A 14,493-nucleotide genomic window follows, 5' to 3' on the forward strand; every position below is an offset into this window, starting at 1 on the left:
TTATATGACTAGACAAGTATTTAAAATAGTAGTTACTAAATCATATAAATTAAAAGGAATGAGTCCGATTCAACATCGAACTCATTCCTTATTAGTAACCTAAATTATTGTATCTAACTTTTCCGATTTAATACATTTACGTTTCTATTTCCAAACTTAGCAACAGAACTATTACCTATTACTGAACTCTTGATAGATTCCATGCTATAGTATCAGTCCCATTCTCTCCATTACCATATTTCATATAATCGATTAAATATCCTACCTTTAACTTGTTACCATTAGATAGTATGTTCCATTGCTTATGGTGTCCGGTGAAATTCTTTGGATATGCATGATTAAATTTAAAAGTACTTGCGTTCTGTTTTTGATCTAAGTGGATATAACTATCTTGAAGTTTTAAATATGCATAATCTGAATAAATAGGATTTTGAAATTTAATTAATACCTCTTCATCTTTTTTAATTGGTTTTCCAGGTTTAGGTTGACCTACTCTTTCAATAATTATATTTACTTTTTCATCGCTAGATTTTTCAGACCACAGATACTCCCATTTATTCCCGGCATGATGACTTCCCCAATAAGCTGTATTTCCATATGAAGCCACGGTATAAGGAACTCCTTCTGTAACAAATTCACCTGAATTATCTACTACATAATCTTCAAATTCTTTATTAGCTTTAATTTCAGTATCAATCTTTTGTGTAGGCGTTAAATTGTGTGCGTCATTGATTTCAAATGTAACTTTTCTGTGCGCAGCAATTTCAGATTTAATAGGGTGTATATTTTCTCTCGACTCATATGTAAATCCATTCTCACGTTTAACTAGTGTTACTGTTTGTGACGGAGCATTCCATTTCTTGTTATACGTAGTAGGAATCTCTTTACTCACTCCAAATAAACCAGGTAAAATTGTTGCCCTAATCTTTTGCGTCACAGAATCATAACTACCTTCTACTAATGTTGGTTGCTGTAGTTTTGCAAAAGCACCGTGTACAGAGTTTTTATGTAAATAACCGCGATCTCCCTGTCCCGCTTTTAAATCGTTTAATGCATCAGTTCCATTATTAGCTGAAACCACTGATACGTTATTAGTACTTTTAGCCTTGTTTACAATATGATTTACTTTTTTCGTATCTATATTTACATGTTGAAAAACTTCGTTATAGGATAACACTGGCTTATCAGCAAGGGATTTGTCTTTAGGAGTATATACCCTAAACTGTGGTATATTTCCTATATCTGTTTCTAATTGCTCAGTAGCTGCATTCACTCTAGACTCATATCTCCCTGAATCCCCCAAATGCATAATTTCTTCACCTTTTTCAATAGATAAATCCATTGTACTTGTAGGTAAAACTTCAATCGAAAGAAGTTCCCCTTGTTCAACAGCTTTCAATTCATCCAAAGATAAGACAATATTTGCATCTGCTTGCCCTTCTAAACTGTCAATTACTACTTCTGTTTTATTCCGTCCACCTTTTTCTGTACTTAAATAGTTTGCTTTATAACGATCTTGTGTTGCCTTTACAGTATTAATAATTTTGTTTCCTAAACGAATATTAAAATGTGGCGAAACATTTTCAGCGGATGCTGTTCCTACATTCTTATATTCCAAATGTACCCGTAATTTTGCTGCGTTCGCTGTATCAACAGTTGTTGCAGTAGACCAATCAAAATTATTTGTATAACTCTCCGTTTCCGTAGTTGTTTTTGAATATCCATATCCCACATTTGCTGAAACACTTCCGGAAGGAACAGGGCCGGCTGCTGAGCCTTCAACACCACCTGAACCACTTAAACCTACATTAAATGAATGTTGTGTAGATACACTTTTTTCCCATCCTCTGCTAACTGATCCGCCATTATTATCCGTAATGGTTGCAATAGGAATTACTTCAATTCGTTTGACACCAATTTGCAAATTAGGTATATTGGCAACTATCGGATTGAAATTAGTATCAGAATCGTTGTTATAATTCTCAACCTCATACATATCAGTAAAAGGATCACCATCCGTATTTGCATTCATAGGATTCGATATAAATTTTGGTTTCCCTTTATCCTTCTCAGGATCCCATGCTTTTGCTTCATTTTTTCCAGTTTGTGAATTGAATTCAATTTTATATCCATTAATCTCTAAGTCGTTAGAAATACCATCTTTGTCCCAATCATTGTTTGCCATTTCAATGTTTTGTGTAATGAGCGAACCTATCTCCCCATCAGATCCGAGCGTGAAATTCTTATCTTCTTTTTTTGCATTTGTATTCTCTTTGAATATTTCAACTGTACCTCCTGGATTCGGTTGTTTTACATCTGCTAAAGCAGGAGATGCTAGAGTCAGTGCCATCGATACACTACCTAATACACTAATTGCTGGCTTTAATTGTTTCATTGTTATTTTCCTCCTTGGTTTCTAGGTCGATTAGAACACCTACTTGTAAGATTAATTTCATCATATATAACGAATCTTTCTTTTCTCTCTCATAACTGTTAAAAAAGTCTCTCGTAAATGTTACAAAACACTTACAAAGTTTTTAAAATCTATATATGAAACATCAAAAAGCCGTAATATGAAGAATCGATTACAATGTATACAAAAAAGCAGCTAGCCAAAGCTAACTGCTTACTAACTTATAAAATTTCAGTAAAAGAATGTAATAATTTTGAAGTGTGCAAATTGGGAGAGTGACTTCAACTATAGTTCCCTTATTCACTTCACTCTCAATAAATACCTTCCCCTGGTGTGCTTCAATAATTTTATAATAGACCATTAATCCTAAGCTGATTCCCTCTTCCTTAATACTGTAAAAGGTTCCCCTAAATATGACGATTAAAACCGCTTTTATTTCGAAATATTCAGAAGTATTTCGGGTTTGTAAGACAAATGAAAGATAATTCAATATGAGAAATATTGTAGTTTGGATACACTCATTAACATAAACTACAAGAAAAGAGGTATACTCGTATGGGCATACTACAGGTTCGCGACTTAAGTAAACTCTACACAGGAAAAGTATCCTATAAAGCACTTTCAAATATTGATTTGACGATAAATAAGGGGGAATTTGTAGGGATTATGGGACCATCTGGAAGTGGGAAAACCACTTTCCTCAATATGATTTCTACTATTGATGCGCCAACATCAGGCGAAGTATTGATTAATGGCAAGAACCCTTTTCGTTTATCCTCTCATGACTTGGCACTATTTCGACGTCGTGAATTAGGATTTATCTTTCAATCATTTAACCTTTTGAATACTTTAACAGTAAAAGAAAATATTCTTCTTCCACTTACATTAGACAATGTAAATCTGAAAGAAATGCACAAACGAGTAGAATTCATTTCCAACCAATTAGGTATTGGGGAAATTTTAAATAAACGAACCTATGAAATTTCAGGTGGACAAGCTCAACGAACAGCGATTGCTCGCGCACTCATTCATTCTCCTCGATTAATTCTTGCAGATGAACCGACAGGGAACTTAGATTCAAAAGCTGCTGGTGATGTAATGGAACTATTAACGAAATTAAACAAGGAACAACAAGCAACCATGATGTTAGTGACACATGATCCAATGGCTGCGAGTTACTGCGACCGAGTGGTCTTTATTAAAGATGGTACATTTTATAATGAAATTTATTGTAGTGATAATCGTTCAATGTTTTATCAAAACATTATAGATGTATTATCCTTACTAGGAGGAAATCAACATGAATTTTCGTCAATTCGCATGTAATAACGTTATTCGCAATAAACGATTATATATCGGTCATTTTTTAAGTAGTACATTTGCTGTTATGATTTTTTTTGCTTTCGAGTTACTCGCATTTCACCCTTATTTCACCGGGAAACTTGCATCGACAAGTGCAACCATGAGTGCTTTGGGCACACAAGGATTTAAGATTGCTCAATATTTAATTGTATTTTTTTCCTTTTTCTTCATTTTATATTCTGTCACTGCGTTTTTAAAAACAAGAAAGCGAGAATTTGGAATTTTAATACTCCATGGTATGGCTAACTCCCAATTATATAAACTGATCTTTATTGAAAATATGTTTATTGGGTGTTGCTCTATTCTTGTTGGTATTGGACTTGGACTTGTCTTTGGAAAATTAGTTTTGTTACTGAGCGCTTCTCTTTTGACATTAAAAGGTGGTCTTCCATTTTATTTTCCATCCAAAGCAATTCTAATAACAAGTCTCTCGTTCCTCATTCTATTTATAGTTGTTTCTTTGTACACTACGCGAATGATGAAATTATCTCAGCTTATCGAACTCATGAAATCAGAAGAAAAACCAAAACCAGAACCAAAGTCATCTAAATGGTTAGCTTTACTCTCTATTCTTTTTATTGGTATAGGATATGCATCAGCATTTTATTTATATACTGCGTTATGGAAAGGAGATAGTTTTGTATATGTTATGTTAGCTTGCGTCTTTTTCACTGTAGTAGGAACATACTTTTTATTTACCCAACTCAGCTTTTATCTCATCCAAACATTGAAGAAGCGTCAACATACGTTCTTTAAAAAGACCAATCTGTTAACTCTTTCAGAGTTAGCGTATCGAATGACAGATAATGTGAAAACCCTATTTCTAGTGTGTATTCTTTCTACTGTTGCTTTTACCTCTATTGGTGTTTGTCTTTCCGTAGGAAGCAGTGCATTCGCACAATCTCAGACTCCTTACGCATTTAGTTATACATCCTATAAGGGAAATGTAGAGGAAGCATCTCATATTGCTCAGATAAAAAAACAATTAAATGATGCTGACTTTTCCTATAAATTGATCTCTCCTACTGTTTTTACAACAGAAAATACAGCAGATATCATGAAGCTTACTGATTATAATGCATCCGCTAAAATACTAGGGTATCCTGTTGAAACTTTGCAGAATGAACATGACAGCCTCATTCTTCCATCAAAAAGTAGGCTTAGAAGAGAATCTCAAGATGAACTAAAAAAAGAAGTTTCATCTTATACACTGCAGCAAGGGAATATACGTATCAATGTTTCTGGTGAAAAATTATTAATGGATAATATATTGAGTCCTTCCTATGGTTATATTTCTGTTGTCTCAGATTCAGTTTACGAAAAAATAATCAATACGCCACCATTGCAAAAACAAGAGCATAATGAATATACACAATATGGTTTTTTAATTGAAAATTGGACAGAAACAGAAGATATCTCTAAACAATTCATAAAGATGTTCCCTTATGATAGCGAAAAAATGAATCCATCTTATAAATTTGAATCCTTATTTTTACAATGGTTAGAAGGAAAACAAGCGAATGGACTTCTTTCTATTATTAGTGTATTAGTAGGAATTGTATTTTTTGTGTTTGCGATCAGCTTTTTGTACTTCCGTCTATTTACAGATCTAGATCGAGACAAACAACAGTATGAAATGCTTTCTAAAGTAGGATTAACCCAAAAAGAGTTAAAAAAAATTGTAACTCAACAAATTAGTATATTATTTTTTGTACCAATTGTAATTGCGATAATTCATAGTAGCGTGGCGTTTGTAGCATTACAATATTTAGCGCAGCGTAAGTATATAGATGTATCTGTTACAGGAAATTCTATTCTTATCTTTACAAGTTTTATATGTGTACAGATTATTTATTTCTTAATTATACGAAGAAATTATTTGCGTCAGATACTTCAATTAATACGCTAATGTTTCATGTAGTTTAATCGTATTTACAAACTAACTGCTTTAAATGGAACATTGTTTTTTAGCTCAATGTCACTCACCAAAGTTACGCATTTTAATTTGTTTTGTAGTAGGGGTAGCACCACATTGCCATCAACCTAAGCTTTTGAGATACCCCCATACCGAAATTTTCACCTTTTTACAGTTATTTATGAGAATTTAGCTCATTTTTTCGTTTTGGGGAGCAATCAATTTCTTAAGTTGATGGGTATGTGATAATGCTTCCATTTGAACAAATTTTCCTTTTCCATACCGATCACACATCTTTTGTAGAGTAATAGTGTCAGCATATCCCGGTTTAAGAGGTTACTTGCAAAATATTTAGAATTTTTTTCGCGAGAATCCTCCGAAATGTAATATGGACTTTAAATACTTTCATTTATAATTCTCTATTTGTCTATACTTTTCATATCGCTGTTGTATAAGCTCTTCCGAGGATAATAGTATCAATTTTTTTAGAGATGATTCGATTACAGATTCAATCATTTTTGCCTGTGATTTTATATCATTTTGTGCGCCACCTTTAATTTCAGGAATGATTTCATCAATAATTCCTAAATGTTTTAAATCTTTTGCTGAAATTTTCATATGTTCAGCAGCTTCTGGAGCATACTTAGCGTCCTTCCATAGGATAGATGCTGCTCCTTCTGGCGAAATTACCGAGTACCATGAATACTCTAACATATGGATATGGTTACCGACACTAATGCCAAGAGCCCCACCACTTGATGCCTCTCCAATTACAATACAAACAATTGGCACTTTAAGTGTAGTCATTTCAAATAGATTTCGAGCTATCGCTTCAGAAATTCCACGTTCTTCAGACCCTATCCCTGGATAGGCGCCTATTGTATCAATAAATGTAATAATAGGGCGATTAAATTTATCAGCTTGTTTCATAAGTCTTAGCGCTTTTCTATAACCTTCTGGATGTGCCATTCCAAAATTTCTTTCTATACTTTCCTTTGTATTTCTACCTCTTTGATGACCAATAACCGTAACGGGCATTCCTTTAAATTTTGCAATACCACCTATCATTGCTTTATCATCACCATATAATCGATCACCATGAAGTTCGAGAAAGTTTGTAAACAATAAAGGTATATAGTCCAATGTCGTGGGCCGGTTACGTAGCCTTGCAATTTGAACTCGTTGAAAAGGTGTAATATTAGAATAAATTTTATCTTGCATTTTATTTAAACGTTTTTCTAATTCATGAATTTCTGACGATAAATCTACATTATTTTCTTTCATAATTTTCTTTAATTCATCAAATTTCTCTTTTAATTCAATAATAGGACGTTCAAAATGCAAACTCATTTTATCCTCCAAATGTTATGATTTACCTCATTCTAATCAAAAGACTTAGAAATAGAATCAATAAATAATTCAAAACCATCCACAACTATTTTTTGTTCTGACTCTGATAAATTATTGAGAATACTTTGATAAAATGTAATGGATTGCTCTCTTAAGCAATTAACAGTTATGTGACCTTTTTCTGTGAGGTGCAGAAAAAGTTCTCTTCTATTTTTTTCATTTACTTCACGATAAATAAGCCCCTTTTTTACTAACTTATCTACCAATCTACTTACAGTTGAAGTCTCTAATCTAAGTTTATTGGATAGTTGCCAAACAGTTAATTTTTCCACCTCTAGTTCCTCTAACGCCATCATTTGAGAAGTTGGTAAAGGCTTTTCAAATGGTCCATTGGGCAAATTTTGAGATTCAAAAACCCCAGTTATTATAATCATTTTCTTAATATCTGTTCTTAGTTTTAAGGCATCTTCTCTTTTCAAAAAGGTCCCCCTCCTACAACTAATGTATCATACATCAATTGTATTATACATGAATATGTTTTTTTCACAAGCTTAACGTAAGCCAATATTACAACATGGACGAGATATTTCTTCTTGTTAAAATGGTATAAGTGGATTGTTTTCTACAAATGGCAGAACATCAATTATGTATCAGGGGCCTTTATGGGGGACCGCTCATCGCAATCAAGCTTAGAAAATAAAACTACCTAAAAAACGAAAATTTTGTGATAACTTGTAACAAAAAACTCATAATTTTTTGGGGGAGTTCTAAATTCTTAAGTTGATGGGCATGGGGTATCGCCACATCGCTATCAAGCTAAGTTTTTGATATACCCCCTAAATAAAATTTTTCTTTTTTTACAGGTAATTTCTTTGAAAGGTCAGCTTATTTTTTTTAGTTAATGAGATATGTGGTGGTATCTTGCTATTTAGATATGCAATTAGGCATTTTCTATTTATTTTAATTTCCCCTATGATAATATATAATCTATATATATTTATATTAAATAAAGAGTGGGAATGATTAATGAAAAAACAGTCTCAATATATGTATCATTTAATTATTAGTATACTATCACTTTTAGCTATACTATTTTTGTTTTTTGGAAACTATAAAAGTACTATTTTTAAGTACTCATTTATCTTTATATGTTCAATTAATATGATAATAAATTTCCTTTCTTATTATAAAAAAAGAAATAATTAGTTCTCCATAAAATTAAAAAACACGCTATTCTTTCTTTAACTCATAGGAAAGGATGGCGTTTTTTATGTCTGTTTCTGTGTCAGACGAATTACAACTATTTGCTCAAGAGATTCAAAGTTTTTTATCTCCAAATACCTTACGGAATCTTGCTAGAGATGTTGGTTTTGTGCAACGAACCAGTAAGTACCAAGCAAAAGATTTAGTAGCTTTATGTGTATGGGTGAGCCAAAATGTAGCTATGACTTCTTTAACTCAGTTATCTAGCTGTTTAGAAGCATCAACAGAAGTACTCATCAGTCCTGAGGGACTGAATCAACGGTTTAACAAGGCGGCCGTCCAACTTTTACAACACCTACTAGCCGAACTACTAAGCAAAAAATTGGCCGCATCTATGCCGATTTCTTCTCCATACACTTCTGTTTTCAAGCGTATTCGTATTTTAGATTCAACTGCATTTCAACTCCCGGATGTATTTTCATCGGTTTATCCAGGTGCAGGAGGATGCAGCCATACAGCTGGAATAAAAATTCAACTTGAGTATGATTTGTTAAGTGGACAGTTCCTACATATTCATACAGATCCAGGTAAACAACATGATCGCACTTACGGCTCTCTGTGTGTCCCAACTATAACAGCGAATGATTTATGTATCCGAGATTTAGGTTATTTTCATTTGAAAGATCTTCAACATATACAAGATAAAAAGGCTTACTATATCTCTCGTATCAAGTCGAATACACGTATCTATCAGAAAAATCCTAACCCTGATTACTTTCAAGATGGACGAATCAAAAAAGGTACAGAGTATATACAGATAGATATGGAGGTTTTAATGAACTCTCTTCAACCAGGACAAACATGTGAAATATCCAAGGCTTATGTAGGAATGACTGATAAAGTCCCAGCTCGTGTGATTGTTCATCGACTAACAAAAGAACAACAAAAAAAACGATTACAAGATCAAGCAGTAAGAGAAAAAAAGAAAGGAATGAAGTATTCTCCTCGTAGTAAACGACTCAGTGGTATCAATGTATATATGACAAACACCTCTACAGATATTGTCCCGATGGGACAGGTACATGACTGGTATTCTTTGCGTTGGCAAATCGAAATTTTATTTAAAACGTGGAAGTCATTCTTTCAAATCCATCATTGTAAAAAGATAAAACCAGAACGATTGGAGTGCCATTTATATGGTCAATTGATTGCCATTCTACTCTGTTCTTCTATCATGTTTCAAATGCGCCAATTGCTCCTCATGAAAAAAAAACGAGAGCTTAGTGAGTATAAAGCCATATATATGATTAAAGACTATTTTCTTCTTCTATTCCAAACTATACAAAAAAACACCCAAGAGCTATCAAAGGTGTTACTTCGTCTGTTCAATCTCCTACAGCAAAACGGGAGAAAATCTCATCGATATGAGAAGAAAACAGTCTTTGATATATTAGGTGTCGTTTACAATTGTACTATGTCTGATAATCAAGCGGCTTAAATCAAAAAAATGAAACCCGTTAGGGTTTATTTCGTATGCAAATCTTTCAATCGCCTACACTTGCCCTTTAGAAAAAAGAAACAATCTCGCCTAAAATTGACTTTGTATAAGCTTAGCTTGATAGCGATGGGGCGGTACCCCTATATATATTAAAAATAAATAGATTTATTTTATTAATAATGAATATTCACCATTGTTCTCATCAAATTTATACACATTCAAATAATATTTCCCTGGTTTCGCTACGAATTTTCCCTTTATAGCATTTCCTTCATCTTCACCACAAGCTACGTAATTTTGCATGTCTGATTCATGATAAAGTACCCATGTCATCCCAATGTTTTGTTCATTTACCACAGAAATATCTACTTCTTTTGGAACTGTAACATCAAACGTATAAACATCTGTTTGATCAGGAGCAATCAGATTTCCTTTTACAAGCTTATTAAATGGGAGTACCTTTTCCTCTTCAAGGGATCCACCTGTTTGCGGATCTTGTTTTACAGTAACTTTTGTTTGTTCTTTACTTTCTTTTCCTCTACTATCTTTCACAGTTAGTTCCACAGTATATGTTCCTTTTTCCCCATATACATGGGTAGGGCTGGCTTCAGTACTTGTTGTACCATCTCCAAAGTTCCATAGATAAGAAATAATTTTTCCATCTTCACTTTCTGTGCCATCACTATGGAATTGAATTCCTTCATTTACTATCCCACTATATGGTCCATTCATATTTACTATAGTCGTTGTTTTTTCTTTTTCCTCTGTTGCAACACCATGGAAAACAATATCATATTCAAACTGATTTGCTGCATTCACACGGTAGTTAACAAAATAGGCTGTAACTGTTTTATAGCCGCTCCATCCTTTTTGAGACAACTGCTCCAAGGTTTGATTGATTTGTTTACTCATCGTTTTCCAGTCTTCAGACTCACCTTTTGATGTACTACCTATATACTTACCTTCCACAGTAAATGTGTTAAAGAATTTGGACTCATGTTTTGTAATTTTTGCATCTTTTATATTAGTTACATCTACAATTTCTTTCTTCACTTCAGCTAACGGCTTAGGTGCATGTTGTATTAAGTAATCATTTGTTACTTGCGGTACATTGTATTTATCTTGATTATCAATCAACTGCTGCATATACGTTTGATATTCTGTATTCAGCTGTGGATCTTTACTTAATGCTTCACGATACGCGTCATAATTTTTCACATCGTTTGCACGGATTAAATCCTGAATCTTATCAAAGGTTTCAAAGCGATGATTATATAAATAAGACTGTAGTGCAAAGGAATAATTATAAAAATCCCATGATCCATATTTTGCGAACAAAGTTTGCTTTGCAGTATAACGGCTTGCTGGATCAGATGATAAGCCACTTATAATACTTTTACGAGGTACAACATTATTTGTACGTGTAGATCCTGCAAAAAATTCTGCATTCCCCTCTTGGAACCAAGTTAAGCGTTCATTTTGATATAGTTCTCCGCTTCCAAATAAACCAGGAACCTCGTATCTTCCTTGTAAATAATGAGTGAATTCGTGACGGAATAACTCTTCTAGACTATAAATACTCTGTTTTGGCGTACGCTCATATGTAAAGAAAGTGCCCTTTTCTTCAATATAGATACCACCGTTGTTCGTTTCATATCCATATAATTGTCTATTTAACTGATATTCATCTGGATTATTATAAATTACAATTGTCAGTACATCATCTGCATTACCTAGTTCTAGTGCTTTATCATTTCCAATTACACGGTGATATTGTGCCTTTACTTCTTTGGCTGCCCAATATAACCTTTTAATTTTTTCTTCTGTTACCTTATCGCCTGTCTTAAAAACAATAGATCCATCATCAAATGTATATGTTTTAGGTAAGTATTGTAGCTTTCCTTCTTCACGTATTTTCTGTAAATCTACTGCATTTCCATCATAATCTTTTCCACTGTAGTTTGTTTTGATTTGCTCTACCGCTATAAAATAAGGCCCACTTAGACGAGGATACATATTCATCGCTTGTGTAATAACTTCCAACCCTTTGTTTGGATTGCTATGAAATTTCCCTAAACGTCCTGCATAATATATACCGTTATTAATTAGCCAACTATTCTCAGTTGTTAAATTCCGTATGAGAGCAATTCTACTAACCTCATTTATAAAGTTATCTATCTTTCCATACCACATTGTTGCATTAGGCTTTTTATTCGTTTCCTGCAAATAAGATTGTATATCATAATCAATACCTTTTACGATTTCATATACAGCTTGTTCTTTCTTATAATCATTAGCATACATAGAAAGGTTATCATTAAACTGTTTTAAAATATTTGCTGCATACTGTACTGTTTCAGCATCACTAGAAGCATTACTAATTAATTTCCCATACGCAACTACTACTCTATCTTGCTCAGTTGTACCTAATGTAAAGTTTGGGTTTTTTGCAATTGCTTTTAATGATGGCAAACATTTGTCATGGAAGCCTCTCTCATTTAAGTAACCTACTTCATTATTAAAATATCCCACATAAAAAGCAGAACGTAATATTTCAACAAAAGTTTCAATTCCCATTGAGTCCTGTTTCGTAAAAGATTTCCCTCGTTTTCCCAATTCATCAATGATAACGTTCATGCGATTGCTATTTTGATAAAAAGCTTTCGTATCTTGATTGAATTGAAATAAGTCTGTAATTTGATTCCATGAAACTCTTGATAACGTATCAATGAATTCACTATCAGACATTTTATTCAGTTCTGCCAGGGTATAACTTTGCTTTAATTGTCTTTCTTCAGGTTCCATCACTGGAGTAGGTCGTTGTGAAAAATCACCTACTTTTAAACGCTCTTCAAAAGTTAAAGTTCCATCCGCTTTTGTAGCATGTGCAATTTCATCTTTTAAACTCTCTGTCCCAATTGGTTTCATCTGTAACGTATTATAGGGTGCTTTTTCTTCTGCTGAAACCTGTGGTTGAATACTTCCAAATGATAATGCCATCGTACTAATACCAATCATCATTTGAGTAAATTTTAAATTCTTGTTCATAACATTTCCTCCATTTATATATTCCATCCAAAAATATAACATTTTATTTTAATAAATCATTATAAAATGTATTATTTCATATTATATTACATGGATTTCTTTATAAATTAATATTAAAAAATATAAAAAATTTACATATAATCAAAAAAGGACAAACTATACAAGGTGAATAGCTTGTCCAAAATTATAAATTCTATGGTTTAACAATATATAATTCAGTTCCGCTAAAAGTCTTTTATTCTCTTTTCAAATCCTACTATTTTTGCATCCAAACGAACAATAGTGAATTAGAATAATGACTTAATACTTGCTAGAACAGTAAGTATTCCTATAACAATTACAAATACATTGCTCATTTTCCCTCTATATTTTGCTAGTACTGGTACTTTACGAATCGCATACATCGGTAATAGACATAAGATAGCAGCAACTAACGGACCGCTAAGAGCATCAATGATTCCAAGAATACTTGGATTTGTATAAGCAACATACCAGCATGTTAATACGACAAAAGTAAGAATTATTGTCTTAACTGTTTTCTCCCCTATATCTTTCCCACGTTTTTTACTGGACTTGATAATCATGTCACGCATTACCTCATACGCCCCTATATAATGGCCAAGGAAAGACTTGGTAATTGCCACAAACGCAATGATAGGAGCTGCAATAGTAATTACTGGTGAATTAAGCTCATTAGCAAGATATGAAAGGATTGACAAGTTCTGTTCTTTTGCCACCTTAAGATCATCTGGAGTCAAACTTAAAGTACTACTCCAAACAAAGAACATAACAACAGCGAATGTCATGATATAACAAACTTTTTGTATTTGAGCACACTTGGCATCAGTAGCGTCTATTCCATACGTAGCTCTCTGTTTCATAACGAATGACGAAATCATAGGTGAATGATTAAAAGAGAATACAATGATTGGTAGTATCATCCAAATTGTTCCGAAATATCCTGATCCAGTTGAAGCAGTAGAAACACTTGAAAAACTTAGCATTGAAGTATTCCATTGTGGAATTAAAGATATTGCAATAAAAAGTAGAGAAGCAATAAAAGGATATACTAGCATGCTCATTATCTTTACAGTAATATCTTGACCAAAATTTAGTATAGCGATAAGACCGAGTACTAATACAAGTGATAAAATGCCCCTTGGTGGCTCTGGCATGTGCAATTGATGCACAATAAAACTACTTGCAGTATTTGTAAGTGCGACCGAATACATCAGCACAATCGTATAAATTGAGACAAAATATACGATGTTAAAAATGATACTTGCTTTATTTCCGAAATACTCTCTTATTGTACCAGTAATACCCTCTTCGGCAGAATTCGAAGCGTATATCATTTTTGCAAGCGCCCTATGTGAGTAATACATAACAGGATATGCAAGTATGGTAATTAACAGTAAGGATAATAAACCACCTGAACCTGCATTAATCGGTAAGAAGAGTACTCCTGCTCCAATTGCTGTTCCAAATAGACTCAATGCCCAGGTAGTATCTTGTTTATGCCACTTTTTAGGGTCTAAATATTTCTCATTTTTTACTGCAGTATTATCAACTTGAAATTCTATGTTTTTTGCAGTATTCCCATTCATATAATAATTCCTCCTTGTGTCCTATTCTTACTTGTCTATTTAAGGCATAGGAATATAGACTGTTCTTCAAAAATAAATTGCTTATAAAATGCGCTAC

The 14,493-nt window shown here is 33.1% G+C and carries 9 protein-coding genes; 3 read left to right on the top strand and 6 right to left on the bottom strand.

Features of this window, described 5'->3' with window-relative positions:
* Positions 1-178: 178 nt before the first annotated feature.
* Complete coding sequence (locus AC0NJG_RS23115) at positions 179-2,395, bottom strand: binary toxin-like calcium binding domain-containing protein (RefSeq protein WP_087952182.1); 2,217 nt, start codon at positions 2,393-2,395, stop codon at positions 179-181.
* A 223-nt stretch (positions 2,396-2,618) separates the two neighbouring features.
* Entirely contained in the window at positions 2,619-3,032 is a 414-nt protein-coding gene (locus tag AC0NJG_RS23120; RefSeq protein ID WP_373408449.1) for an ATP-binding protein, read from the bottom strand.
* Here AC0NJG_RS23120 and AC0NJG_RS23125 point away from each other — a divergent pair.
* Both AC0NJG_RS23125 and AC0NJG_RS23130 read left to right on the top strand, forming a co-directional pair.
* Positions 2,969-3,739 (top strand): ABC transporter ATP-binding protein, encoded by a 771-nt coding sequence (locus AC0NJG_RS23125; RefSeq protein WP_078386463.1) that lies wholly within the window; start codon positions 2,969-2,971, stop codon positions 3,737-3,739. The two genes, AC0NJG_RS23120 and AC0NJG_RS23125, sit on opposite strands and share 64 nt — an antisense overlap.
* A complete protein-coding gene (locus tag AC0NJG_RS23130; protein WP_474063501.1) occupies positions 3,714-5,684 on the top strand; it encodes an FtsX-like permease family protein in 1,971 nt (656 codons plus the stop codon). Before AC0NJG_RS23125 ends, AC0NJG_RS23130 begins: the two co-directional genes overlap by 26 nt.
* Positions 5,685-6,095: 411 nt before the next feature.
* Here the strand turns inward: AC0NJG_RS23130 and AC0NJG_RS23135 are convergent, their stop codons facing one another.
* Both AC0NJG_RS23135 and AC0NJG_RS23140 read right to left on the bottom strand, forming a co-directional pair.
* Entirely contained in the window at positions 6,096-7,040 is a 945-nt protein-coding gene (locus tag AC0NJG_RS23135; RefSeq protein WP_000052085.1) for an acetyl-CoA carboxylase carboxyltransferase subunit alpha, read from the bottom strand.
* A 32-nt stretch (positions 7,041-7,072) separates the two neighbouring features.
* Complete coding sequence (locus tag AC0NJG_RS23140; protein ID WP_016122572.1) at positions 7,073-7,519, bottom strand: MarR family winged helix-turn-helix transcriptional regulator; 447 nt, start codon at positions 7,517-7,519, stop codon at positions 7,073-7,075.
* Positions 7,520-8,310: 791 nt separating this feature from the next.
* Here AC0NJG_RS23140 and AC0NJG_RS23145 point away from each other — a divergent pair.
* The gene (locus tag AC0NJG_RS23145; protein WP_474063502.1) at positions 8,311-9,741 is read left to right on the top strand and encodes an IS4 family transposase; all 1,431 of its coding nucleotides are present in this window, start codon (positions 8,311-8,313) and stop codon (positions 9,739-9,741) included.
* Positions 9,742-9,906: 165 nt separating this feature from the next.
* Here AC0NJG_RS23145 and colA read toward each other — a convergent pair whose 3' ends face one another.
* Both colA and AC0NJG_RS23155 read right to left on the bottom strand, forming a co-directional pair.
* The gene (gene colA, locus AC0NJG_RS23150) at positions 9,907-12,789 is read right to left on the bottom strand and encodes a collagenase ColA (RefSeq protein WP_087952185.1); all 2,883 of its coding nucleotides are present in this window, start codon (positions 12,787-12,789) and stop codon (positions 9,907-9,909) included.
* A gap of 287 nt (positions 12,790-13,076) precedes the next feature.
* Positions 13,077-14,396 carry an aromatic amino acid transport family protein gene (locus AC0NJG_RS23155; protein WP_087952186.1) on the bottom strand — a complete coding sequence of 440 codons (1,320 nt, stop codon included), beginning with the start codon at positions 14,394-14,396 and terminating at the stop codon, positions 13,077-13,079.
* Positions 14,397-14,493 lie beyond the last annotated feature (97 nt).

It is taken from the genome of Bacillus sp. SSR7 (assembly GCF_055902415.1).